The sequence below is a fragment of the Streptomyces yongxingensis genome (assembly GCF_055597465.1).
On the sequence record NZ_CM145717.1, the window covers coordinates 565,095 to 591,452 of the forward strand.

Sequence of the window (26,358 nt, forward strand, 5' to 3'; positions counted from 1 at the left end):
TTCATGAACAGCAATGACGGCGTCAGCCGCAGACGAGTGCTGACCGGAGCGGCCGCCGTGGGCGGCGCGCTGCTGCTGGCGCGGCCGCAGGCCGCCCGGGCGGCCGCCGCGGACGGGAGCGCCCGTCCGTTCGACACGGCACCGGCCACCGCCGCGCTGCGGCGGCTGGTGCCCGCCCACCACCAGCAGGTCACGCTGCGCGCGGTGGCGACCGGCGGCGGCGACCACTTCAGGGTCACCGGCCGGGCCGGGAGCGTGACGGTGGAGGGCACCAGTCCCGCCGTACTGCTCACCGGGTTCAACCGGTACCTCACCCGGGCCGCGAAGGCCGACATCTCCTGGAACGGCGAGCAGCTGAACCTGCCGCGGCTGCTGCCCGCGCCCGGCAAGGAGATCACGGGAGCGGCGAACGTCGCCCACCGGTTCGCGTACAACGACACCAACGAGGGCTACACCGGCGCCTACCGGGACTGGAAGGCGTGGGAGCGCGAGATCGACGTGCTCGCGCTGCACGGCATCAACGAGGTGCTGGTGTACATCGGTGCCGACGCCGTCTACTACGACACCTTCCAGGACTTCGGCTATTCGGACGCCGAGCTGCGGGCGTGGATCCCCGCCCCTTCCCACCAGCCCTGGTGGCTGCTGCAGAACATGTCGGGGTTCGGCGGTCCGGTGTCCAAGCAGCTCATCGACCAGCGGGCCGCCCTGGCCGAGAAGATCATCAACCGGGTGCGGGAACTCGGTATGACCCCCGTGCTGCCCGGCTACTTCGGCACCGTGCCGGACGACTTCCTGGCCAAGAACCCCGGCGCGTCGCTGGTCGCCCAGGGCACCTGGGGCGCCTTCAAGCGCCCCGACTGGCTCGATCCGCGCACGGACCTCTTCGCCGAGGTCGCCGCCGCCTTCTACCGGCACCAGCGGGAACGCTTCGGCGACAGCCCGATGTACAAGATGGACCTGCTGCACGAGGGCGGGAAGGCCGGTGACGTGCCGGTCCACGAGGCGGCCAAGGCCGTCGAGGCGGCGCTCCAGAAGGCACACCCCGGGGCGATCTGGGCGATCCTGGGCTGGCAGACCAATCCCAGCGGGGAGATCCTCGGTGCGGTCGACAAGAACACGATGCTCGTCGTGGACGGCCTGTCCGACCGCTACACCACGGTCACCGACCGGGAGAGCGACTGGGACGGCACCCCGTACGCCTTCGGCAGCATCTGGAACTTCGGCGGTCACACTCCGATCGGTGCCAACGCGCCCGACTGGGTGGAGTGGTACCCGAAGTGGCGGGACAAGGCGGGCAGCGCGCTCGCCGGGATCGCGATGATGCCGGAGGGCGCCGACAACAACCCCGCCGCGATGGCCCTGTTCACCGAGCTGGCCTGGACCCCCGGCACCATCGGCCTCGACGACTGGTTCGCCTCGTACGCCACCTCTCGGTACGGCGGTGAGGACCCGCACGCCGTCGCCGCCTGGAAGGCGATCCGTGACACCGCGTACAACATGACCCGCGCGGATGCGTGGAGCGAGGCGCCCGACGGGCTGTTCGGCGCCCGGCCGAGCCTGGACGCCGACAAGGCCGCCGCATGGGGCCCCGAGGCCGACCGCTACGACACCACGGCCTTCGACGCGGCGCTCACCGAACTGCTCCAGGTCGCGCCGCGGCTGCGCGACAGCTCGGCTTACCGGTACGACCTGGCCGATGTGACCCGCCAGGTGCTGTCCAACCGCAGCCGGGTGCTGCTGCCCCAGATCAAGGCGGCGTACGAGGCCGGGGACCGCGGCCGCTTCGACCGGCTCACCAAGACCTGGCTCGGCTGGATGAGGCTGATGGACAAAGTGCTGGCCACCAGCGGCCAGCACCTGCTCGGACGGTGGCTGGTCGACGCCCGTTCCTGGGGCGCCAGCACGGCGGAGAAGGACCAGCTGGAGTACGACGCACGGTCGATCATCACCACCTGGGGCGACCGGGCGAGCAGTGAGGAGGGGCTGCACGACTACGCCAACCGGGAGTGGTCCGGACTGCTCAGCGGCCTCTACCACCTCCGCTGGAAGACATACTTCGACGAGCTGTCCGCGGCGCTCGCGGCCGCCCGGCAGCCGGTCGAGATCGACTGGTTCGCGCTGGAGGACCGCTGGGCGCACCAGCACGACAGCTACCCGGTGCGGACATCGGGCGACATCCACAAGCTGGCCCGGCAGGTGCGGGACACCCTGACCGCGGACCCCCACCAGGCGGCGCTGACCACGTCCGCCGACCGGGGAGCGGTGGCCGGGGGCCGCCCGGCCACGGTCACGGTGACGTTCACCAACCGCAATGGGTTCGGCCCCGCGACGGAGGTGAGCCTGTCGGTCGACGCGCCGAAGGGGATGGCGGCCGAGCCGGTCGGGGCCACCACCGCGGCGTCCGTCGCCCCGGGCGAGACCTTCTCGGCGAGCTTCCGGGTCACCCTCACCGCGGCCCCCGGTGCGCTGGTCTCCCGGGTACCGGTGGGCGCGTCCTACCGGACCGGCGGCTCACGGGGCTCGGCCTCGGCAGCCGTCCGCCTGATGGCGGGGACCGGTGTTCAAGCGCCTTACCGAACCGCTTCCTTCAACGACGCCGTCTTCGGCCAGTCGGGGGACGAACTCGCCATCGAGGGCGCAGGCGCCGATCTATGGGGTGGCACCAACGAGTTCGGCACGATCCATCGGGTCGCCGCATTCGGTCCCGCCTCGGTCGCCACGGTCAAGGTCACCTCACAGGACAGCACGGGCGGCTGGGCCCGCGCCGGGCTGATGGTCCGTAACGATCTCTCCCCGAACGGCGACGGCTCGGCCGGGTATGTCAATCTGGCGGTCACTCCTTCCAACGGATGCGCGCTGTCCTGGGACTCAGACGGCAACGGAAAGGTGGACTCGATCGAACTGGCCGGATCCCTCACCGCCCCGGTGCACCTGCGCCTGACGCGATCCGGCGACGGCGACGCCTACATCGGCGAGTGCAGCGGTGACGGCGTCTCATGGACCACGGTGGGCACGGCCACCCCCGGCGGCGTCGCCGACGCCCAGGACATCGGAGTGTTCATGACGGCCGCCAACGGCTGGACGGGCACCCGCGGGATCGCTGCTTTCCAGGGCTTCTCCGTCACCTGAGCGGGGCCGGGACCATGCTCTGCCCGACCCGGCCTTCGACACCCCGGGCGACTCCCCGCACGAGGGCGGTCCGACGGTGAGGAAGACCGCGCTCCCCGGCGCCGACCCCACCGACCTCGGCCCCATCGACGTGGTCATGCTCTCCCACGACGAACACGCCGACACCCTCGACAACTCCGGCCGTGCTCTGCCGGCCGACATCCCGCTCACCGCCCGCACGGCGGAGCCTGTGTCGTCCTCGACAATACCCAGGCCGCCGAGCCGCCCAGATCCTCCGTCCACGCCGGATCGTTCACTACGACCACTACGACCACTGGGACGAAGCCAGGGCTTGTCGACGGCGAGCCGACCACCACATCACACTGGCTGTCGTTGATCTGTCCAGCACGGCGGCGCCCGGCCATGGCCTCTCAAGGCTGGCGACCGGTGCGCCGCGACGGACGTCCGCGAGCACGTTGCACATCCCCGGCTGACCAGCGCAGTGTTGACGTCCCGAGCGGTATATGAAGGGTGGATGAGTGTGGACAGGTCTCTTTACCGGGACGCGACCGAGCTGGCCGAGCTGATCGGAACACGGCAGGTGTCGGCGGTCGAGGTGGTGCGGGCACATCTGGACCGGATCGACGAAGTCAACCCACGGCTCAACGCGATGGTGACGGTGCTCGCCGAGCAGGCACTCGCCGCGGCACGAGCCGCTGATGAATCGGTCATGGCCGGTGCCCCGCTCGGGCCCCTCCACGGTGTGCCCTTCACGGTCAAGGACGCGCTGGACGTCGAGGGCGTCGTGACCACGCGTGGCTCCGCGCTGTTCCGCGATCATGTCGCGGCGGCGGACGCGACCGCGGTGGCGCGGCTTCGGGCAGCCGGTGCGATTCCGCTGGCCAAGACGAACCTGCCCGAGTTCTCCTACTGGACCGAAACCGACAACCTGCTCGTCGGCCGGTGCCGCAACCCCTGGGACGTCGAACGCACACCCGGAGGCTCCAGCGGCGGCGAGTCGGCCGCGATCGCGGCCGGGATGTCGCCACTCGGGCTGGGCAGTGACGTCGCCATCTCGGTGCGCGGCCCCGCGCATGACACGGGGATCGTCGCCCTGAAGGCAACCCGGGGGAGAATTCCGATCACCGGACACTGGCCGGACGTTCCCCGTCGTTACTGGCACGTCGGCCCGATGGCGCGCAGTGTGCGGGACATCGCGACGGTGTTGCGCGTTCTGTCCGGGCCCGACGGCGCGGATGGTGAGGTGCGGCACTCACCGCCCCACACCGACCCTTCGAAGGAGGTGGCCGGGCTGCGCGTCGGATGGATGACGGAACCCGGATTCGGTCCGGTGGACCGTGAGGTGGCGGCCACGGTGTCGGCCGCGGCCGATGCGCTGCGCGAAGCCGGCTGCACCGTCGAACCCGCTCCCCTGGAAACGCTGGAGACGATCGACGGGACCGCGCTGAGCGCCATCCTGTTCACCGCCGAGACGGTGCCGTACTTTCGGCGGGTGGCCGCCGGCCGCGAGTCCGAACTGCACACCGTCATGCGACGCACGATCACCGCTCCGGAGGTGGCGCTGGACGACTACATCGCCGCGCAACAGCAAGTCGAGGCCCTCAGTGGGCTGTTCGCCGGATACTTCGACCGCTACGACGCGCTGCTGTGCCCGGTGTGTCCCGTACCGGCCCCGCCTCATGCGCAGCCGACGTTCCGGGTCGGGGACCGAACGGTACCGGCGTCCGGCATCATGCGCGCCACCGTGCCGTTCAACCTCACCGGCTTGCCCGCGCTGTCGTTGCCGTTCGGGGTCGGCCACGGCAACCTGCCGATCGGTGTCCAGCTCGTCTCCCGCTGGTTCGACGAGACGACCGTCCTGCGTCTGGGCGCGGCACTCGAGTCGGTCAGTCCCGTCCGCCACCGCTCCCCCGACCTCGCGCGGCACTGATCCGTCGCATGCGCGCGGGCGTCGGCCCCGTCAGGCGGCGTCGTCGCCGGTTGCCTCGCCGGTTGCCTCGCCGGTCACTCGATGTTCTGCTGCTGCGCGGGCGCCGCCGGACCTGCTCGTCAGGCGCTGGCGCGGGTGACCAGGCGGGTGGGCAGGATCAGCGGGGTGGGGTCCTGTCCGCTGATGAGTGCGACGAGCATGCGCGCCATCTCCCGGCCGAAAGCCGCTATGGGCTGATGGACGGTGGTGAGGGGCGGATCGGCGATCTGGGCGACGGCCAGGTCGTCGAAGCCGACCACCGCGACGTCGGCGGGGACCAGTCGGCCGGCCTCGCGCAACGCACGCAGCGCTCCCGCGCCCATGTTGTCGCTGGCGGCGAACACCCCGTCCACGTCGGGGTGGTTCGCCAGCAGTGCGGCCATGGCGGCGGCCCCGCTGGGCTCGGTGAAGTCCCCCTCCTGCGGCGGGAACGGAGCAAGGCCGGCTGCCAGCATGGCGTCCCGGTAGCCGCGGTACCGGGCGCGTCCGGCCTCGGTGTCCAGCCGCCCGCAGATCGCGGCTACGCGAGTCCGGCCGCGCGAGATGAGGTACTCGGTCGCCTCGCGCGCTCCACCGACGTTGTCGACGTCCACGTACCAGCGAGGAACCGTACCGACCGGGCGTCCGCCGAACACGACGGGCATCTCCGCCTCCTCGGCCGCACGGGCCAGCGGATCGTCCTCACGCAGCGCCATCAGCATGACGCCGTCGGCGCCCTTGGACCGAAGGAGCTCCTCCACCCGCTTGCGGCTCCGGCCGGAAGCCGCCAGGCACAGCATCAGATGCAGGTCGGCCTCCTCCAGAGCGGCCGACGCTCCCACGATCACCTGGGCGAAGAACGGATCCGCGAAGATCGACGGATCCTCTCCCGAGACGACCAGGGCGGCCGCTCCTGTCTGGCGGGTGGCCAGAGCGCGGGCGGTCGGATTGGGTACGTAACCGAGTTGCCGGACGGCCCGCTCGACCGCCTCGCGTTTGGCGCGGCTGACGTGCGGTGCGTTGTTGATCGCGCGGGAGGCCACGGAGCGGGAGACGCCGGCGAGTTCGGTCACCTCGTCGAGCGTCGGCTGCCGACGCGGCGCGTCTTCTGCCATGGGTCATGAGCCCTTCCCTCTCGATCGGAACGGGAAGCGTCCAACCTGCGGCTCATGCCGCTGCCACCCGTCCGGTGGGCGGCGGAGGACGGGTACGGAGCCGTCAGGGACCGGATAGCTGGGAGCGCTTCCAACGGTGGGACTGTAGAGCCTTGTCCTCGCCCTGTGAAGGGCGAGTTGTACGTCGACCCTTGACAGCTTGACCAGCCCGCAACACGATACGGACCACACCCCAGGTGCTCTCAGCGCTTTTGGGAGCGCTTCCAGTGGGAGCGCTCCCAACGCTCGCTGCCGACCTTCGACCCTGTCGTCCCTGCGGGAGAGTCACCGACACAAGGGGGCGTCGTACCACCGCACTTCCTCAGCGCGTCGCTCGCTCGTGACCGAGAGCGTGCGACACACCCCTGTCAGGAAACCGAGGTACAGCCATGCGCCACGGACTCCGCGCCCTGATGGCAGCGCTCTTCGCTCTGCCGCTGGCGCTCGCCATCGCACCGTCCGCCCACGCGGCCGACCCGACCACCATGACCAACGGGTTCTATGTGGACCCCGACTCCAGCGCGAAGAGGTGGGTCGCCGCCAACCCCGGCGACGGCCGGGCGTCCGCGATCAACGCCTCCATCGCCAATACCCCGATGGCCCGCTGGTTCGGCTCCTGGAGCGGCACCATCGGCACCGCTACCGGCGCGTACGCGGGCGCTGCGGACCAAGGGGATAAACTGCCCATCCTCGTCGCCTACAACATATACAACCGCGACTACTGCGGCGGGCACTCCGCGGGCGGGGCCGCTTCGCCGTCCGCCTACGCGACCTGGATCGCCCAGTTCGCCGGCGGGATCGCCAACCGCCCGGCTGTCGTCATCCTCGAACCGGACTCTCTCGGGGACTACGGTTGCATGACCCAGGCTCAGATCGACGAACGCGAGGGCATGCTCACCGGCGCCCTCGCCCAGTTCAGCCGCCAGGCCCCCAACACCTGGGTCTACCTCGACGCCGGCAACCCGGGCTGGGCGGACGCGGCGACCATGGCCCGGCGCCTCCACGAAGCCGGCCTCCGACAGGCCCACGGCTTCTCCCTCAACGTCTCCAATTACTTCACCACGAGCGAGAACACCGCCTACGGCAACGCCGTCAACCGTGAACTCAACGCCCGCTACGGCTACACCAAGCCGTTCGTCGTGGACACCAGCCGCAACGGCAACGGCTCCAATGGCCAGTGGTGCAACCCCTCAGGCCGCCGTATCGGCACCCCCACCCAGCTGGGCGGAGGAGCCGAGATGCTCTTGTGGATCAAGACCCCGGGCGAGTCCGACGGCAACTGCGGCGTCGGAGCCGGCTCCTCGGCCGGACAGTTCCTCCCCGAGGCCGCCTACAAGATGATCTACGGCTACTGATCCAGGACTCCCGTGGCCTGGTTCACCCCTGCCCCGCGACCGGGCCACGGGCACCGTCCGCCACACCCCGGCCACGGACTTCTCCGCGGACCCTGTCCCCCTCGGAAATACGATTCCGGGGTCTGGCCTACAGCTTCTCCGCGCAGGGCGGCGGCCTGCACGGCGCCTGGGGTGAGCTGCCGATGCCACTTTCCATTCATCACCGCGCCGCCGGGATACGGGCGTTCCCGGCGGACGGTGATCCGTGTGCCGTCCGGATGGGCACCTGCGGCGCTGTCCGTGCGGATGAGGAGATCGGTGCGTTCGATCGGCTTGACCTGCGACGTTGCATCCAGAAAGCCCTGCGAGAATTTTCGGCGTCGCCCGCGAATCTTGCGAGAGGTATTGACGCCACTCACCGGTCCCCTACCATCCAGGTTGCTCGATACTTCGACCCTTGTTCGATATCGCGGACACGCCAGAGCTGCTCCACTCGCACAGCAGGACGCCTCCGGGCCACGCCCACCGAAACGGCCGAGCCGCAAGGAGTACGTAGACCATGGACAGCAACCGGCACCGGCCACGAGCTCGTGAGCGCGGCCCGTTCCGGGCAGCCGCATCTGGCTGCGCACGAGCGCGGACATCCTCCCCGGCGCGGCACGCCGGGAGTTTCTCCCGCAGCACCGACGGAGCCTCCACTCTGGGCGCCCAAGCGGCCCGGACAGGACGGCGAACACGGTCAGCCGGTGCGGTTCGCAGCGGCCCGAAGGCACCGGGCGAACGCACGCACCACATCGACAGTCCGGACAGCCTCTGACGGGGCCAACCGGAACCGCTTGCTCAAGAATCAAGAGGTCCTCATGCGCAGAGGAAGTTTCAACCGCAAACGCCTGTCTGTGATGCTCGGCGCCTCGGCTGCGGCCTTGGCCTCGTTGGCGGCGACGCTCGTCGCCAACCCGGCTCAGGCGGCCACCAGCGCGTGTTCTCTTCCGTCGACGTACCGGTGGACGTCGACGGGTGTGTTGGCGCAGCCGGCCAACGGGTGGGTCTCGCTCAAGGACTTCACCAACGTGGTGTACAACGGCAAGCACCTGGTCTACGCGTCGAACGTGTCGGGCTCGTCTTACGGCTCGATGAGGTTCAGTCCCTTCACGAACTGGTCGGACATGGCGTCGGCCGGCCAGACCGGGATGAGCCAGTCCGCGGTGGCGCCCACGCTGTTCTACTTCGCGCCCAAGAACATCTGGGTGCTGGCGTACCAGTGGGGTGCGTGGCCCTTCATCTACCGCACGTCGAGCGACCCCACCAACCCCAACGGCTGGTCCTCGCCGCAGCCGCTGTTCACCGGTAGCATCTCCGGCTCCGGCACCGGCCCGATCGACCAGACCCTGATCGGTGACGGCCAGAACATGTACCTGTTCTTCGCCGGTGACAACGGCAAGATCTACCGAGCGAGCATGCCGATCGGGAACTTCCCGGGCAACTTCGGCTCGTCGTACACGACGGTCATGAGCGACTCGACGAACAACCTGTTCGAGGGGGTGCAGGTCTACAAGGTTCAGGACCAGAACCAGTACCTCATGATCGTTGAGGCGATCGGTGCGAATGGTCGCTACTTCCGCTCGTTCACGGCCTCCAGCCTGAGCGGTTCGTGGACCCCGCAGGCCAGCAGCGAAAGCAACCCCTTCGCGGGCAAGGCCAACAGCGGTGCCACCTGGACCAACGACATCAGCCACGGTGACCTGGTCCGCAACAACCCCGACCAGACCATGACCATCGACCCCTGTAACCTGCAGTTCCTCTACCAGGGCAAGTCGCCCTCCGCCGGCGGCCCCTACGACCAACTGCCCTGGCGGCCGGGTGTCCTTACCCTGAAGCGCTGACCTCGCGCTTTCGTCGGGCGGGCTGTCCGAGGCTTGATCACAAACGCGAGAAGTGCTTCTGACCTGCAACGACAGGGCTTGTCGAGAGTCCTGTTGGTTGCGAGGAAAGAAGCACTTCTCAGGTGACCGGGTGTGTCCGAAGCGCGTCGTAGATGGCCGTGACGTAGGTGCCGCTTCGGTCGGAACCGATGATGCCGGGGGCCATCCTGTTCATCACGTAGGAGATCGTCATGCGCCGATCGAGGTCCATGATGATCACTGACCCGCCCCAGCCTCCCCAGAAGCAGATCTTTCCGTCAGGGATCCAGGCGATGGTGTCCTTCTTGGGCAACGCATAGCCGACGCCCCAGCGCAGCGGGATGCCAAGGACCACGTCCACACCGTTGGCCTGTTCGTTGAAGATGAGATCGATCGTGTCCGGGCCGAGCAGGCGGATGCCGTCGACCTCACCGCCGCGGGCGATCGCGGACAGCACACGTGCGACGGAGCGAGCGTTGCCGTGCCCGTTCACCGCGCCCATGTCCGCGCGGCGCCAGCGCGGTGTGTTGGCATCGTTCGCCTCGATGAAGGGTCCGCTCGCGGCCTTGACGCCCGGGTTGTCCGCTCCCAGGGCGTCGGCGTCGAACCGCATGGGGGGTGGCGGAATCACGTTCGCGATCCGGCCCCAGTCCTCCTCGGCGGCACCGATCTGGAAGTCGGCACCCAGCGGGCCGGCGAGTTCCTCGGTGACGAACCGCTTCAGGGGCTTTCCGCTCACGCGCCGGATGACCTCGCCGAGCAAGTGACCGAAGTTCGTCATGTGGTAGCCCGAGGCCGTCCCCGGCTCCCACCACGGGGCCTGAGCGGCCATCCGCGCGGTGGACTTCTCCCAGTCGTAGAGGTCCTCGAGCACGGCCGGCTGATCGAGACCGGCGACCCCGGAGGTGTGCGAAAGAAGGTGGCGGATTTCGACGCCCTGTTTGCCGTTGGCGGCGAACTCGGGCCAGTACTCGGCCACCGGTGCGTGGATGTCGAGTTCGCCACGGTCGACGAGCATGAGCGCTGCCAGGCTGGTGACGGCCTTCGTCGTCGACCACACATTGGTGATGGTGTGCTCGTCCCACGCCACGGTGTGAGCCGGGTCGCGGAAGCCGCCCCACAGGTCGATGACCACGTCGCCGTCTATGTCGAGGACCAGGGACGCGCCCAGTTCCTCGCCGGAGGCCACGTTCTGTTCGAACTTGGCGCGGACGGTGTCGAATCGGGCGTCGTGCCTTCCCTCTATGCTGCTCATAGCGGCTCACGCTAACACCTGACGCAGCCTCAGCGGACAGTAGCGGGCGGCATGCGGATGAGCCTCGTGCCGGGTCTCGACACCGACCTCAACCCGCGCTCGACGAGGCGGCCGTCGCCGGGCGCGGGTTTCGGCGTACCGTCACGGTGGGCTGACCAGCGCAAAAGAAACATGGGATGGATCGGGCTCCGATTGACGGAGACATGCCTATTGACAGTGTGAAGAACCGGTGGAATCACTATGGGACATGGGATGTCTGAGGGTTCTCTGTGGATGCTCTCGGGCGCTCTTGCCCTCAAGGGAGAGTCGCCCCATGTCCTCATCCGGATCGCACCTTCGCCCGCGCCCTCCACCGTCGACCGCACCCTGACGGGAGGGGCCGACGGCTACGCGCAGCCGGCCTTCCTGTGAGCCGAATGGAAGGGCAAGTCGAACGCGCTGGCGGCAACGCCAACAGGAACGCCCGGGGTCCGCGGCCATGCCGGTGGCAGCGGCCTTGAGCGTGTCCCCTCGGACAGACACGGCACTGTTTGTCCCCTTCCCCGCATATTCAAGGAGCAGAATGCAGCTTTCATCTGTTTCGCTCCGGAGCCCCGCGGCTCGTGGACCACGCTTACCGGCGGCCGCCGCCGTATGCGTGATGGCACTGCTGACCATGTTGCTGGCGACCGCGCCGACATGGTCGGCATCGGCGCCGACGGTGACGGCCCCCCTGGTGAGCTCGGCGTCGGGGCGGTGTCTGGACGTCAAGGGCAACGCCGACACGCTGGGAACGGCGTTGGACATCTGGGACTGCAACGACCAGGTGAATCAGGTGTTCGAGTTCACGTCGGCGGGTGAGCTGAGGACGATGAGCGGCACCCGGTGCGTGGACGCCCGCGACAGCCAGACGGCTCCGGGAACTCCGGTGATCATTTGGTCGTGCGACGGGCGGTCGACCCAGATGTGGCGGCAGAACTCCGACGGGTCCATCACCGGTGTCCAGTCCGGCTTGTGCCTGGACGTCAACGGGGCGGGCACCAGCAATGGCACCGCGGTCATCCTGTGGACCTGCAATGGTCAAAGCAACCAGAAGTGGAGCACACCACCTCCGCCCGGGTCCGGCGGGTCCGGCCCGTGCGACATCTACTCCGAGGGCGGTACGCCGTGCGTGGCCGCGCACAGCACGGTGCGGGCGCTCTACGGTTCGTACAGCGGCACTCTCTACCAGGTCAGGCGCTCCTCGGACAACGCGACCAGGGACATCGGCGTGCTGGCGCCCGGCGGCTTCGTCAACGCGGCGGCGCAGGACTCGTTCTGCGCGGGTACCTCGTGCGTGATCACGGCGGTCTACGACCAGTCCGGACACGGCAACGACCTGTGGTACCAGGGATCGGCCCAGGTCCCGGGCTCGAGTCAGAGCAGCCCCGCGAAGGCGACTTCCGAGTCGCTGACCGCCGGGGGCACCAAGGCGTACTCGCTGTACATCAATCCGGGGAACAGCTATTGGCGGGACGGTCACCTGACGGGCGTGCCGACCGGTGCCGCACCCGAAGGGGCGTACATGGTGACCAGCGGCACCCACGTCAACGGCGGCTGCTGCTTCGACTACGGCAACAGTGAGACGGACAGGAAGGCCGACGCCGCCGGGGCGATGGACGCGATCAATTTCGGCACCGAGTGCTGGTTCGGCGGCTGCTCGGGAGGCGGTCCCTGGGTGCAGGCCGATCTCGAATGGGGCCTGTACTCCGGAGGCAGCCAGTCCTGGAACACCAACCAGCGGGCTTTCCCCGGCAAGTTCGTCACCGCGATGCTCAAGAACAACGGGACGTCGAGGTTCGCCCTCAAGGGCGGCAACGCGCAATCCGGCGGCCTGACCACCTTGTGGAACGGCGGGCTTCCCAGCGGATACAGCCCCATGAAGAAGCAAGGAGCCATCGTCCTGGGAAGCGGTGGCGACTGCTGCAAGCCCGGCGGCGGGGCCAACCTGAGCGCCGGCACCTTCTACGAAGGAGCCATCGTCACCGGCTACCCCTCGGACGCGACCGACAACGCGGTACAGGCCAATGTCACGGCGGCCGGCTACCGCTGAGCCCCATTCGCGTCCGCGTGAGGTGGCGGTCCCCCAGCACGTCAAAGAACGGCCACCGCCTCCGGCACGATCAGCGCCTCGGTGCCGGCCCGCGGCACGGTGATGTACCGGGTCGCGGGCGGCACCAGTGGCGGCGGGCACGAGCATGACCGGCGAGCCGCACGCGGTGGGTGCGGGCAGGTGCCTGGACGTGACGGGCGCCTCCACCGCCAACGGCACCCGTAGAACTGTGGGCCTGCAACGGCCAGTCCAACCAGCGACGGTCGCCGGGCTGACCCGGTGAGCGACCCTCGCTCGACTCCGGGGCGGCATCCGACCGCCGCCCCGGCACGTCGCCGCGCCGCACCCGGCACGCACGGGTGGCGGCCCCGTCCAGCACGCGCGCCGCAACTCAGCGGCGCCCCACCGCAGGAGGATCGGATGAGGACGAGAGCGAGACTCGGCCGTCTGGCACTGGTGGCCGGCATCGTCCTGGCACTCGCGCTGCCGCTGCCGGCGACGGCCACGAGCCAGGCCGCCTCGGCCACGTCGCTGAGCGTGAACCTGGCGTCGACCCGCGGGCCGTCGACCGGCGTGGGAGAGGGCTTCCTCTACGGCTTCAGCGAAGACGGCAGCCGTCCGGCGGACCAGTTCATCCAGCCGCTGGGGATCAACGCCTTCCGCGGCGGCGGATGGTTCTCCGGCGGCTGGATCAGGGACGGCTACCAGTACGGCTCGGCCACCCGGGCCGACATCGACTCGATCACCGCGCAGGCGAAGCGGCTCACCCGGCCGCCCTACCACGCGCAGTACCAGGTGCTCGTCAGCGACATCTACGGCGCGAACGGCGGCCAGCCGTCGAACACGAGGTATCCGTGCGACAACGGCGACTGCTCCAACTGGGTCCGCTTCATCGACTCCACCGTGGGAGCGCTGCAGGCTTCGGGGCTCACGTTCTCCTACGACATCTGGAACGAGCCCGACATCTCCGCCTTCTGGACCCGGGGTGTCAACAGCGCCCAGTACTTCCAGATGTGGGACACCGCCTACCGGGAGATCCGGCGCATCGCCCCCGGGGCGCAGATCGTCGGGCCGTCATTCGCGTTCACCCCGGAGCGCAACCCGGGCCAATGGCGGACCTGGCTCGCGCATGTGAAGGCGGCCGGGACGGTGCCGGACATGATCGCCAACCACAACGAGGGCGATGTCGACGACCCGGTCACCGTCGCGCGGGCCCTGAACGGCGCCCTGACCGCGGCGGGCATCGGCCCGCTGCCGCTGTCCTCGAACGAGTACCAGCCGGCCGACCGGCAGACCGCCGGGGTGACGGCCTGGTACCTCGCGCGGTTCGCGCAGTCCGGGTACACCAACGCGATGCGCGGCAACTGGGTGTGCTGCGTCATCCCGAACCTGACCGGAGTCCTGACCCAGAGCGGGGGCAGCTGGCAGCCGACCGGCAACTGGTGGGCGCTTCGGGACTACGCCGACATGACGGGCACCCTCGTGGACACGTCCGGCCAGGTCGGTTCGACGGCGATCTCGGCCTCCGTGGATTCCTCCGCCAAGCGAGCGGTGGCGGTCATCGGCGACTCGAACGGGTACACCGGCGCCGCGTCCGTGACCTTCAACGGGCTGGCGTCCCTGCCCTGGCTCGCGAACGACGGCGGCGTGCACGTCACCGTGCACCGCATCCCCGACCAGGCACCGCTCGGTGCCCCGCAGATCGTGTACGACCAGAACGTGAGCGCCTCGGGCGGCTCGATCACCGTGCCGTTCACGTTCCAGGGTTCGCACGACGCGTTCGCCGTCTATCTGACACCCGCCTCGTCCAGCGGCGGCGGCTGCCCGTACGGCAGTCCGACGGCTCCTACGAATTCCAGAACAAGAACAGCGGTCTGTGCCTGGACGTCTACGGCGCAGGCGACAACCCCGGTCAGCAACTGGACCAGTGGCAGTGCGAGAACACGCCCGGCACGAACCAGGACTTCATCCTCCGCTGACCGCGGCTGAACGGGACCCTCCGACCCGCGAAAGGAACCCACCAGTGTCAGCATTCAGACGGCTGTTCCGGCGTCTGCGCACCTCGACGGCCGTGCTCACGGGCCTCGTCCTGGCCGCCGGCGGCCTCGTCGGCACGGCTGCCGTGCCGGCCCAGGCCGCCACCTCCATCACGATCAACGGCACGTCCGGCGGCCGGACCTTCGACGGCGTCGGCGCGATCAGCGGCGGGGGCGGCAACAGCAGACTCCTGATCGACTATCCCGAGCCCGAGCGCGGCCAGATCCTCGACTACCTGTTCCGGCCCGGCTACGGTGCCTCCCTGCAGATCCTCAAAGCGGAGATCGGCGGCGACACCAACTCCACCTCGGGGGCCGAGCCGAGTCACCAGCACACCCGGTCCGACCTGAACTGCGACCGGGGCTACGAATGGTGGCTGATGGAACAGGCCAAGGCGCGCAACCCGGACATCAAGCTGTACGGGCTCGCCTGGGGCGCGCCCGGCTGGATCGGCGGCGGGAACTTCTGGTCCACCGACATGACCAATTATCTGCTCTCCTGGCTGGGCTGCGCCAAGCAGCACGGACTGAGCATCGACTACCTCGGCGGGTGGAACGAGCGAGGCTACAACGTCTCCTGGTACGAGCAGCTGCGCAGCGCGCTCAACAGCAACGGATACGGCAACGTCAAGATCGTCGCGGCTGACTCGGACTGGAACGTGGCGAACGACGTCAACTCCAACCCGGCGTTCGCCGCCTCGGTGAGCGCCATCGGCACGCACTATCCCTGCGGCTACCGGTCGTCGCAGTCCAACTGCTCGGTGCCGTCGGCCGCCACATCCTCCGGCAAGCCGCTGTGGGCGAGCGAGAACGGCTCGGACGACTACAACGGGGGAGCGCAGGCCGTGGCCCGCGGCATCAACCGCGGATACATCGACGGCCGGATGACGGCGTACCTCAACTGGCCGGTCGTCGCCGCGCTCACACCCAACCTGCCGTACCCCACCATGGGTCTCGCCCTGGCCTCGCAGCCGTGGTCCGGCTCCTACTCGATCGGCAAGAACGCCTGGGTGATGGCACACACCAGCCAGTTCACCACCCCCGGGTGGCGGTACCTCGACTCCTCCAGCGGCTACATCGGCGGCAACCGGAACAACGGCAGCTACGTCTCACTCAAGTCCACGAACAACTCCGACTACTCCACGGTCATCGAGACGATGGACGCCGGCAGCGCCCAGACACTGAACTTCAACGTCACCGGGGGGCTGTCCACCGGGACCGTCCACGTATGGTCCACCGACGTCAGGTCCGGCAACACGGCCGACTACTTCGTGCATGCCCCGGACATCACCCCGTCCGGCAGCAATTTCAGCCTGACCGTACAACCCGGCCACATGTACACCCTGACCACCACGACCGGACAGGGCAAGGGCACCGCCACCGGTCCTGCCAAGAGCTCGATGAAGCTGCCGTACAGCGACTCCTTCGACGGCAACGCCACCGGCACCGAGGCGAAGTACCTCATGGACTGGCAGGGCGCTTTCGAGGCGGTGGGCTGCGGGGGCGGCCGTAGCGGCAAGTGCGTGCGCCAGATGAGCCCGCAGAAGCCGATCACCTGGGACAAGCTGACCGATCCGCACGCCCTGCTCGGTGACATAAGCTGGGGCAACTACACGGCCTCGTCGGACGTGATGCTCGAACAGCCCGGATACGTCGAACTGATCGGCCGTGCGGGCGGGCACGACTACGACCGTACCGGAGGGCAGAACGCCTACCGCCTGCGGGTGAGCGACACCGGGGCCTGGTCGATCCTGAACACGAACACCGGCGGCAACGTCTCCACCCTGGCCCGCGGCACGACCGCGGCGCTGGGCACCAACCGGTGGCATACCCTGGGCCTCACCTTCTCCGGCACCACGATCACCGCGGTCATCGACGGTGCCACGGTCGGTTCCGTGAACGACAGCACCTGGGCGACCGGACAGATCGGCTACGGGACCAGCCAGGGTGAGACGGCACAGTTCGACAACCTGTCCATCACCCCCGGCAGCGGCGGAAACGACGGCGGCACGACCGGCACGATCGTCGGGGCCGCCTCCGGCCGGTGCGTGGACGTGCCGAACCAGTCGCAGACGGCCGGCACCCAGGTGGAGCTGTGGGACTGCAATGGCGGCAGCAACCAGCAGTGGACGGACACCTCGGCCGGTGAGCTGCGGGTCTACGGCAGCTACTGCCTGGACGCCGCGGGCCAGGGCACCAGCCCCGGCACCAAGGTGGACATCTGGGACTGCACCGGCGGCAGCAACCAGAAGTGGACGATCCACGCCGACGGCACGATCACCGGTGTCCAGTCCGGCCTGTGCCTGGACGCCACCGGCGCGGGAACGGCCAACGGCACCCTGCTGCAGCTGTGGACCTGCAACGGCGACAGCAACCAGAAGTGGACGCGCGACTGATCCGCTGACGGGCTGAACGACCACCGAGTCCCGCACCACCTCCGTCATCCCCCGAGAGGCACCCATCCATGTCTTCATCCTCCCTGCCGCTCAGCCGACGCAGACTGCTGGCGGCGGCCGGCGCGGCCACGGCCTTCGGCCTGCTGCGGTTCGCCCCCGAGGCCGCCGCGACCGACGGTCCCGGAAGCTACACCCCGAACTGGTCCTCCGTGGACCAGCATCCTCCCGCCCCGGCGTGGTTCCAGGACGCCAAGTTCGGCATCTACTACCACTGGGGCGTCTTCAGCGTCCCCGCGTTCGGGAACGAGTGGTATCCGCGCAACATGTACATCGGCGGCTCGGCCGAGAACCGGCACCACATCGCCACTTACGGCGACCCCTCGGTCTGGCCGTACAACAACTTCATCGACGGCGCCCGCGACAAGGCCGGCAACTACGTGCAGTTCGCCCCCAAACCAGTCTCCCAGGGCGGCAAGTGGGATCCGGACGCCTGGGCGCAGCTGTTCAAGGCCGCGGGCGCCAGGTTCGCCGGGCCGGTCGCCGAGCACCACGACGGCTTCTCCATGTGGAACAGCCGCTCCAACCCGTGGAATTCGGTCCAGCACGGTCCCAGACTCGACCTGGTGGGTCTGCAGGCGCAGGCCATCCGCGGGCAGGGGCTGAAGTTCATGGCTTCGCTGCACCACGCCTACCACTTCAACGGCTACTACGACCACGTGCCGTCCCAGTCGGACCCGACACTCCGCGTCCTCTATGCCCAGCAGGGCTCGGCCGCGGAGAACAAGCTCTGGTACGACAAGCTGGTCGAGATCATCGACGGCTACCAGCCGGATCTGGTCTGGCAGGACTTCGACCTGAACCTGGTGCAGGAGTCCTACCGGCTCGAGTTCCTCGCGCACTACTACAACCAGGCGGTCGCGTGGAACAAGGACGTGGTCGCGACCTACAAGGACGGCCTCAACAACAAGGGTGAGGTCTTCGACTTCGAGCGCGGCGGCCCGGCAGGGCTGCTCACCCCCTACTGGCTGACCGACGACAGCATCTCCTCCTCCAGCTGGTGCTACACGGAGGGCATCGGCTACTACTCGACGCAGGCACTGCTGCACTCGCTGATCGACCGGGTCAGCAAGGGCGGCAGCATGCTGCTGAACATCGCCCCGATGGCCGACGGCACCATCCCCTCCGGGCAGCGGTCCATCCTGCTCGCCATGGGCGACTGGCTCGGCCGCTTCGGAGAGGCGGTCTACGGCACCCGGTCCTGGGCCAGTTACGGCGAGGGCCCCACCAAGATGGGCGGAGGCTCGTTCAGCGGACCGGTGGCCGGCAAACCGCAGGACGTCCGGTTCACCCGCAGCCGGGACAACAAGGTCCTCTACGCCACCGCGCTGGGCTGGCAGGGCGGCACCATGACCATCACGACACTGAACTCGAACCAGATCAACCTCAGCAGCCTGACGGGCGCCAAACTGCTGAACAACACCGCCGGCGCCTACATCGACCTGCCCGCACCGGTCCAGGACGCCTCCGGCCTGCACCTCACCATGCCCTCGTCCAACCCGCCGTTCAGCGCCCTGGCGTACACGGTCAAGCTCACCTTCTCCGGTGAGATCCCCGTCCTGGGCCCGCCGGGCGGCTCGACGACCTGGGTGAAGATCGCCAACGTGACCAGCGGACTGGTGCTCGACAGCGGGGGCAACGTCGCCTCCGGATCCAACCTCAAGCAGTGGAACTACGACGGGAGCACCAATCTGCAGTGGCAGCTGATCGACCTCAGCAACGGCTACTACCGCATCATGAACCGCACCAACGGCATGGCCGCCGACAGCTGGGGCGACTCCGCCAACGGCGCTCCCGCCCGCCAGGAGGTCTGGAACGGCGGCAACAACCAGCAGTGGTCGCTCACCAGCCTCGGCGGCAACCGCTACCAGATCATCAACCGGGGCACGGGTACCGCCCTTGACGGCAGTGGCAGCACCACGGCCGGCTCGACCACGGTGATGTGGACTCCGAACTCCAGCACCAACAACGAATGGACCATCACCGGCGTCTGAACCGTCCCACAGGCAGTGCGGCCCGCGCCGCACTGCCGCCGTGAAGGCGGGCACCTCGCGTAACCGGGCGGCAGTTCCGCCTCGCCGGGGTGTCCGAGGCGTAGCTGGTGCCGTCGAAGTTCGGCAGTTCCCCGGAGCGGAAGGTGATCGTGTTCTGCCCGTTCTTGAGGTGGACCGGGACGGTCAGCTCCCAGAAGTTGTCCTGGTGGAAGCTGTGGGGGAAGCTGACGCGCCGCATCGCGTCGCCGCCCACGGTGATGTCGGCGTGGCGTGCGAGCGGGTCCGGGTTGTAGTGGGTGGCTTCGCCCGTGAGCCTCGCGTCCCGCGCCTCGTACGTGCGCGCCTTGTCCGGGGGAATCGCCTACCTGACCGCTCCACTCGATCTCCCGCACCCAGGCGTGCACACGGTCCCCGAAGACCTTCCTCGGGACGCCCGCGAAGGCGATGTGGCCCTCGCCGGTGGACCCGCCGAAGAGCAGCCGGGCCTGCCGCTTGTTCTCAGGCCGTCTCCGGTGAGAGGGTCCGAGACGGCGGACGTCGAACCGGTTCGATCACGAGCCACACATCGAACTGGTTCGGCGAAGCTAGCACCGGCGCACCCCACCAGCAATCCCTCCAGCACGAGGATTTCCCGGCCCGCTGCCGGTTCGCTGCCGGTTCGCAGCAGCGTGGCCAAGGGTGTTGACAGGCGTTGAGATGATTCCTACGTTCACTTGACGCGAACCGGTTCGACGACCGGCCGTCGCGCCTTGTTCCCTCACCCAACCTCACGACCGGCGGGCGTTCCTTCCTTCGAGATGCCGAACCGGTTCGAGCTAGGAGTCGCCGTGAACATCGGTGAGATCGCCCGGCGGGCCGGTGTCTCGCGGAGCACTGTGTCCTACGCGCTGAGCGGCAAGCGCCCGGTCTCGGACGACACCCGCCGGAAGATCCAGCAGGTTGTCGATGAGCTGGGCTACCGGCCCAGCGCCAGCGCCCGCGCCCTGGCCAACGGGCGGACCAGGACTTTCGGCCTGGTCTTCCCGCCGGCCGGGAACCACTACACGGGGATGCAACTGGACTTCATCGGCAGCGTGGTGGAGGCCGCCGCGGCTCACGACTACGACGTCCTGCTGTCGCCCAGTGGCGTGGACAGCGACCGTTCTTTCCAGCGCTTGCTGGGGGAACGGCGGGTCGACGGCGCGATCCTGATGGAGATCAGGCTGGAGGACGACCGGGTGGACCATCTGGCCGCCCTCGGCTTCCCCTCCGTCGCCATCGGCCGTACCGCTCGTCCCGAAGGCGGGTGGTGGGTGGGACTGGATCACACCGCGCTGGCGACGGCGTGCGTCCAGCATCTGGCGGATCTCGGTCACCACCGGGTCGCCTTCGTCAACCGCCCCGAGCAGCTGTTGCGGGCCGGCTACGAGTCGGCGCACCGTGGCCTCGAGGGTTTCACGAAGGCCGCTGCCGAACGCGGGCTGACGGTGCGGACGTACACGTGCGGGGATGACGCCGCCGCGGGTCAGACCTGTGTGGAACGGATCCTGCACGACGACCCGGCCACCACGGCCCTGGTGACGCTGAACGAGGCCGCGCTGGGCGGCCTCTACCGGGGATTGGCCCAGGCCGGCCGTCATGTGCCGCGCGATTTCTCCGTCACCGGGGTCGTGGCCGGCCGCTGGGCGGAGACGGTGACCCCACAGCTCACCGCAGCGGACGTGCCGGCGGCCGAGATGGGCCGTCTCGCCGTCGACCTGCTGGTGGAGCGGCTCGACCATCCCGACGCGGCACCCCGGCACCATCTCCTCGCACCGCCGATTTCGCTGCGGGCCAGCACCGGGCCCGCGGGAACCCCGCCAGGGGCCACGCCCACCGCGGACGCCGTGCCCCGTACCGCGTCCTGACCACACCCACGGGACACCCCTGTCCTCCTTCCCCGCCCGGCCGAACTCCCGAACCGCGCATCAGCGCCGTCCGGCGCGCCCGCCCCGGCCACCCAATGCCCTCGGCACCCGCATGCCAGAAACAAAGGAGCCCGCGATGAACAGCTTCTCCGGACAGCGCCGTCTGACCGTCGCAGTCCTGACCGCTCTGGCTCTCGCCACCAGTGCCACCGCCTGCGGCTCCGGCCTGGGCGGCACCGGGACAAAGGCGGCGGACAGCGGCACCTACACCATCTGGGACCCGTACCCCCAATTCACCGGGGACTCGGCGTGGGCGAAGCTGCTGGACGGCTGCGGCGGCAAGGCCGGTGTGAAGATCAAGCGGACCGCTTTCGACACCAGCGACCTGTCGAACAAGGTGCTCCTGGCGGCCCAGCAGGACAACTCTCCGGACGTGCTCATCGTGGACAATCCTGTGGTGCCGACCTTGGCGGAGGCCGGCGTTCTCACTACCACCGACGACAACAAGTTGGACACTTCCAAGGTCGACCCCAATCTGCTCGGGGCCGGCCAGTCGGGCGGAAAGACCTACGGAACACCGGTCGGGGTCAACACCCTCGCCCTCTACTACAACAAGGACGTCCTCAAGATCGCGGGCGTGGACATCGCCTCGGTCAAGGACTGGACGTCGCTGACGGCGGCACTTGTGAAGGTGAGGAAGGCCGGGAAGAAGGGCATCACCTTCTCCGCGATCGGCACCGAGGAGGGAAGCTTCCAGTTCCTGCCCTGGTTCTGGGGTTCGGGCGCGAAGCTGACCCGACTCGACTCTTCCCAGGGCGTGTCGGCGCTGTCCCTGTGGACCGACTGGCTGAAGAAGGGCCACGCCCCCAACTCGGTGATCAACAACACCCAGACCACCAGCTGGCAAGAGTTCGCGAGCGGCGACTACGCGTTCGCCGAGAACGGCACCTGGCAGCAGGCCAACGCCGAGAAGACCGGCTTCGACTACGGGGTCCTGCCCGTCCCCGGCGCCGATGGTGGCACCGCCGCGGCGCCGACCGGCGGCGAATTCGTCACCATCCCCGTCCAGAGCGACACCGGCCGCTACACCACAACGCGGAAGCTGGTCTCCTGCCTGACCGGCGCTGAAAACCTCTACACCACCGACACCACCCTGTCCTACATGGCACCCACCAGCGAGGTGCGGGACAAGCAGGTGGCGGCCGACGCCAAGTTCAAGCCCTGGGCGGAGGCGGTCAAGGCGGCCGAGGGCCGCACCAGTGGCGATCTCGGCACCAAGTACCCCAAGATCTCCGAGCAGATGTGGAAGGCGATCCAGTCCGCCCTCAGTGGAGCCAAGTCCCCGAAGGACGCGCTCGTCGCCGCGCAGAACTCGGTCGGCCAACCGTGATCCAGGGGCCGTTGATGAGCCGTACACACCTGCGGGACCGTCGGGCCGTGCCCGACCGGGACGAGGCGGCCACCACCGCGCCGAACCGTACGACACCACGGCGCCGCACCCCCTCGCGGCACTGGACCGCCTGGGCCTTCCTCGCCCCGGTGACCCTCTACCTCCTCCTCTTCTACGCCTATCCCCTCTACCGCAACCTCGACCTGAGCCTGCGCCACTACACCGTCCGATCCTTCGTCCAGGGCGACGCGCCCTTCTCGGGCCTCGCCAACTACCAGACCGTGTTCGACGACCCGACGTTCACACCGGCGCTCGCCCACACCGCGGTGTTCGCCGCTGTCTGCCTGCTCTTCCAGTACGCCATCGGCCTGGCCCTCGCGGTCTTCTTCAACCAGCACTTCCCGCTCTCCGCGACCCTGCGCGCCCTGTTCCTCGTGCCGTGGCTGCTGCCGCTGATCGTGTCGGCCTCCACCTGGTCGTGGATGTTCAACAGCGACTCGGGCATTGTCAACGCCGTCCTGAACGCCGTCGGCATCGACTCGGTGAACTGGCTGACCTCTCCGTCCTGGTCGCTCACCTCGGTGATCATCGCGAACATCTGGATCGGCGTCCCGTTCAACCTCGTCGTGCTCTACAGCGGGCTGCAGTCGATCCCCTCCAGCCTGTACGAGGCCGCCGCCCTCGACGGCGCAGGCGCCTGGCGACGCTTCTGGAGCATCACCCTCCCGCTACTGCGCCCGGTGTCCGCCATCACCCTCCTGCTGGGCCTGATCTACACCCTCAAGGTCTTCGACATTATCTGGATCATGACCAAGGGTGGCCCGGCGGACTCCTCCACCACCTTCGCCACCTGGTCCTACCGGCTCGGCTTCGGCAACCTGCTGCCCGCCTTCGGTCCCGGCGCGGCCGTCGGCAACCTGCTCGTCGTCGCCGCTCTCGTGTTCGGCCTGGTGCACCTGAGGGTCCAGCGAAAGCAGTACGCCTCATGAAAACCACCACGACCCCACCCCGCCCGCGCCGGACACGCACCACTTGGTGGAAGACGGCCACGGGCCTCCTGCTCACCGGCGTCATGCTCTTCCCGGTCTACTGGATGCTGAATGTGTCCTTCACCCGGGACCAGGACATGCGCAAAGGGCCTCCGGACCTGTTCCCCGCGCACGGCACGCTGAGGGGCTACCGCGCCGTCCTGGAGCAGCAACTGCCCTACCTCGGCACCAGCCTGGTCATCGGCCTCGGCACCGTCGTCCTCACCGTGGCCCTGGCCGCACCCGCGGGCTACGCGCTCGCCAAACTACGCCCGCGCGGCGGCAGTGTGCTCAGCTTCCTCTTCCTGGTCGCCCAGATGATCCCCGGCATCGTCATGGCGATGGGCTTCTACGCCATCTACCTCAGCCTCGGCCTGCTCCAGTCGGTGCCCGGCCTGATCGTCGCGGACTCCACCCTGGCCGTCCCGTTCGCGGTACTGATCCTCACCGCGTTCATGTCCGGCATTCCCGAGGAACTGCTGCAGGCCGCGAAGACCGACGGAGCCGGCCCGCTGCGCACCTTCCGGTCGATCGTACTGCCCATGAGCCGCAACGCGGTCGTCACCGTGTCGCTGTTCGCCTTCCTGTGGTCCTGGTCCGACTTCGTCTTCGCCAGCACCCTCGCAGGTGGCGGCGCCCACGAGCCGATCACCCTCGGCATCTACCACTACATCGGCAACAACAACCAGGAGTGGAACGCCATCATGGCCACCGCCGTCGTGGCTTCGCTGCCGGCGACGGTCATCCTCGTCCTCGCCCAGCGTTACGTCGCCGCCGGCGTGACCGCCGGCGCGGTGAAGGACTGATCTCGCGCCGATCGCCGACGATCCCTGCTGAAGAAACGAGTAACCCCCTCATGACCGCCGCCCGATCCGGCCCGGCCTTCTCCATCCACGACATTCCGTTCAGCACCCGCGGCTCCTGGTTCGGCATCTCATACGTACTCGGGGAGAACGAGCGTGCCGAAGACCTCCACCTCGTGTCCCACCAGAACGGCATGCGGGCCGTCCTGCGACTCCTCCCCTTCGACCCGGCGACGGGCAGCCGGGCCGTCACCCGGGTCGAGGCGACGCCCGGCCTGCTCCGCTGGACCCGACGCCAGGGCACGATCGACTGCTCCTACGAAACACCGGACACCATCCGTCTGCGCGGCCGAGGACTCGGCCTGCGCATCACCGCGGCCGCAGCGGCCCTGACCCCCTTCACGGGCGCCTATTTCTACCGCGACCCGGTGGACGGAGCGTACGTGTTCACGTCGTACGAGACCGGCCGCCGGTACCGGATCACCGCACTGTCCGGCGCCGGCGCCGAGGTCTTCGGCAGCCAGGCTCTGGGCAACGGCGACCGCGGCCTCGCGATCAGCGCGCAGGCCGACGGAGTCTGGGAGGCCGCTGTCGAAGAAATCGACAGCGCACGCCGCCCTTACGCCTCCTCGGCGACGTTTCCGCAGGTCGTGGCCACCGCGGAGCACGCCTTCGCCGCCTTCACCAACACGGTTGCCCCCTGGCGCTCGTCCCGCACCCCGGCCGCCGAGCTCGCCGCATACGTCCTGTGGTCGGCGACGGTCGCCCCGGCGGGCCTCGTCACCCGGCCCGCCGTGCTGATGTCCAAGCACTGGATGGACAAGGTCTGGAGCTGGGACCACTGCTTCAACGCCCTCGCCCTGGCGCCCGGAGCGCCCGAACTGGCCTGGGACCAGTTCCTGCTGCCGTTCGACCACCAGGACGAGAGCGGGGCGCTGCCCGACTCGGTGACCCACTCGGAGGTCCTCTACAACTTCGTCAAACCACCCGTACACGGCTGGACCCTGGCCCGGCTGCGCCGGCGGCTGCCCGAACCGCCGGGCCGCGCGGAACTCACCGAGGTCTACCGCCGGCTGGAACGCTGGACAAACTTCTGGCTCACCGCACGCCGCGCACCACACGCCGCTCTGCCCCACTACCAGCACGGCAACGACAGCGGCTGGGACAACGCCACGACCTTCGATCCCGAGCGCGTGGTCGTCACAGCGGACCTGGCCGCGTTCCTCACTCTCCAGCTCCGCGAACTCGCCGCGACAGCTGGCGAGTTGGGTCTTCCCGACGAGGCCCGCCGCTGGAGCCGAACCGCCGGCGCGACCCAGGCCGCGATGCTCGACGAGCTGTGGACGAAGGAACGGTTCGTGACCCGTGGTGTCGACAGCTCGAAAACCTGGAACACCTCCAGCCTGCTCGGCCTCATGCCCATAGCACTGGGCGAGCACCTCCCCGGACACGTCGGTAAGACCCTGACCACCCGGATCGAGGCCCACCTGACTCCGTACGGACTCGCCACCGAACTGCCCAGCTCGCCGCACTACCGCCCGGACGGCTACTGGCGCGGTCCGATCTGGGCGCCCGCCACCGTCCTCATCGAGGACGGACTGCGCCGCGCCGGACACGGCCGCCTCGCCGACGAGATCAGCGCCCGTTTCCGGCGGCTCTGCGAAACCCACGGCTTCGCAGAGAACTTCGACGCCCTCACCGGAATGGGCCTGCGCGACCGCGCCTACACCTGGACCGCCAGCAGCTACCTCCTTCTCGCCGAGGCCCACGAACTCCGCCATCTCGCGACCACGTCACGGACCGGAGCGTAAGACCCTCCGCACCGCGCGCCTCGCCTCGTCGCGGCGGATGGGGCAGGTGGAGGGTCGGAGGCACCGGCCGAGGGCGCGTGGCACATGTGGGCCCCTCGTACCCAGTCCGTGCGCATGCGTCACGGACTGGGTACGGAGCAGTCCAACGAGTCCAATTCGGTCTGT

The 26,358-nt window shown here is 68.9% G+C and carries 15 protein-coding genes and 2 pseudogenes; 14 read left to right on the top strand and 3 right to left on the bottom strand.

Features of this window, described 5'->3' with window-relative positions:
- Window positions 1-3 precede the first annotated feature (3 nt).
- Both ACZ6TD_RS02520 and ACZ6TD_RS02525 read left to right on the top strand, forming a co-directional pair.
- Window positions 4-3,129 (top strand): alpha-N-acetylglucosaminidase, encoded by a 3,126-nt coding sequence (locus ACZ6TD_RS02520; protein ID WP_471349740.1) that lies wholly within the window; start codon window positions 4-6, stop codon window positions 3,127-3,129.
- A 514-nt stretch (window positions 3,130-3,643) separates the two neighbouring features.
- The gene (locus tag ACZ6TD_RS02525) at window positions 3,644-5,059 is read left to right on the top strand and encodes an amidase (protein ID WP_471349743.1); all 1,416 of its coding nucleotides are present in this window, start codon (window positions 3,644-3,646) and stop codon (window positions 5,057-5,059) included.
- 119 nt (window positions 5,060-5,178) lie between these two features.
- Here ACZ6TD_RS02525 and ACZ6TD_RS02530 read toward each other — a convergent pair whose 3' ends face one another.
- A complete protein-coding gene (locus ACZ6TD_RS02530) occupies window positions 5,179-6,192 on the bottom strand; it encodes a LacI family DNA-binding transcriptional regulator (protein WP_471349745.1) in 1,014 nt (337 codons plus the stop codon).
- Window positions 6,193-6,620: 428 nt separating this feature from the next.
- On the opposite strand from ACZ6TD_RS02530, the gene ACZ6TD_RS02535 reads away from it, so the two are divergent.
- The gene (locus tag ACZ6TD_RS02535) at window positions 6,621-7,586 is read left to right on the top strand and encodes a glycoside hydrolase family 6 protein (protein ID WP_471349747.1); all 966 of its coding nucleotides are present in this window, start codon (window positions 6,621-6,623) and stop codon (window positions 7,584-7,586) included.
- Between the two features lie 959 nt (window positions 7,587-8,545).
- Window positions 8,546-9,448: pseudogene (locus ACZ6TD_RS02540) on the top strand (non-reducing end alpha-L-arabinofuranosidase family hydrolase); the annotation flags it as partial.
- 118 nt (window positions 9,449-9,566) lie between these two features.
- Here the strand turns inward: ACZ6TD_RS02540 and ACZ6TD_RS02545 are convergent.
- Window positions 9,567-10,721, bottom strand: a complete 1,155-nt coding sequence (locus ACZ6TD_RS02545) for a serine hydrolase domain-containing protein (RefSeq protein ID WP_471349750.1) — start codon at window positions 10,719-10,721, stop codon at window positions 9,567-9,569.
- Between the two features lie 252 nt (window positions 10,722-10,973).
- On the opposite strand from ACZ6TD_RS02545, the gene ACZ6TD_RS02550 reads away from it, so the two are divergent.
- From ACZ6TD_RS02550 to ACZ6TD_RS02570, 5 genes are all read left to right on the top strand, one after another.
- A complete protein-coding gene (locus tag ACZ6TD_RS02550; RefSeq protein ID WP_471349753.1) occupies window positions 10,974-11,132 on the top strand; it encodes a hypothetical protein in 159 nt (52 codons plus the stop codon).
- Between the two features lie 229 nt (window positions 11,133-11,361).
- On the top strand, window positions 11,362-12,792 hold the full coding sequence (locus ACZ6TD_RS02555) for an arabinofuranosidase catalytic domain-containing protein (protein WP_471349756.1): 1,431 nt from the start codon (window positions 11,362-11,364) through the stop codon (window positions 12,790-12,792).
- 1,109 nt (window positions 12,793-13,901) lie between these two features.
- A complete protein-coding gene (locus tag ACZ6TD_RS02560) occupies window positions 13,902-14,771 on the top strand; it encodes an RICIN domain-containing protein (RefSeq protein WP_471358770.1) in 870 nt (289 codons plus the stop codon).
- A 44-nt stretch (window positions 14,772-14,815) separates the two neighbouring features.
- Window positions 14,816-17,224 carry a ricin-type beta-trefoil lectin domain protein gene (locus ACZ6TD_RS02565; RefSeq protein WP_471349758.1) on the top strand — a complete coding sequence of 803 codons (2,409 nt, stop codon included), beginning with the start codon at window positions 14,816-14,818 and terminating at the stop codon, window positions 17,222-17,224.
- 68 nt (window positions 17,225-17,292) lie between these two features.
- Window positions 17,293-19,275, top strand: a complete 1,983-nt coding sequence (locus ACZ6TD_RS02570) for an alpha-L-fucosidase (protein ID WP_471349760.1) — start codon at window positions 17,293-17,295, stop codon at window positions 19,273-19,275.
- On the opposite strand, the pseudogene ACZ6TD_RS02575 reads toward ACZ6TD_RS02570, so the two are convergent.
- Window positions 19,262-19,579: pseudogene (locus tag ACZ6TD_RS02575) on the bottom strand (carbohydrate-binding protein); the annotation flags it as partial. The gene ACZ6TD_RS02570 and the pseudogene ACZ6TD_RS02575 overlap by 14 nt on opposite strands.
- A 523-nt stretch (window positions 19,580-20,102) precedes the next feature.
- Here ACZ6TD_RS02575 and ACZ6TD_RS02580 point away from each other — a divergent pair.
- The 5 genes from ACZ6TD_RS02580 (at window position 20,103) to ACZ6TD_RS02600 (ending at window position 26,193) form a co-directional block, all read left to right on the top strand.
- Window positions 20,103-21,161 (top strand): LacI family DNA-binding transcriptional regulator, encoded by a 1,059-nt coding sequence (locus ACZ6TD_RS02580; RefSeq protein WP_471349763.1) that lies wholly within the window; start codon window positions 20,103-20,105, stop codon window positions 21,159-21,161.
- A 136-nt stretch (window positions 21,162-21,297) separates the two neighbouring features.
- Window positions 21,298-22,551 (top strand): sugar ABC transporter substrate-binding protein, encoded by a 1,254-nt coding sequence (locus ACZ6TD_RS02585; protein WP_471349766.1) that lies wholly within the window; start codon window positions 21,298-21,300, stop codon window positions 22,549-22,551.
- A 14-nt stretch (window positions 22,552-22,565) separates the two neighbouring features.
- Window positions 22,566-23,540 carry a carbohydrate ABC transporter permease gene (locus ACZ6TD_RS02590; RefSeq protein ID WP_471349769.1) on the top strand — a complete coding sequence of 325 codons (975 nt, stop codon included), beginning with the start codon at window positions 22,566-22,568 and terminating at the stop codon, window positions 23,538-23,540.
- A complete protein-coding gene (locus ACZ6TD_RS02595) occupies window positions 23,537-24,385 on the top strand; it encodes a carbohydrate ABC transporter permease (protein WP_471349772.1) in 849 nt (282 codons plus the stop codon). Before ACZ6TD_RS02590 ends, ACZ6TD_RS02595 begins: the two co-directional genes overlap by 4 nt.
- A 50-nt stretch (window positions 24,386-24,435) precedes the next feature.
- On the top strand, window positions 24,436-26,193 hold the full coding sequence (locus tag ACZ6TD_RS02600) for an amylo-alpha-1,6-glucosidase (protein ID WP_471349775.1): 1,758 nt from the start codon (window positions 24,436-24,438) through the stop codon (window positions 26,191-26,193).
- Window positions 26,194-26,358 lie beyond the last annotated feature (165 nt).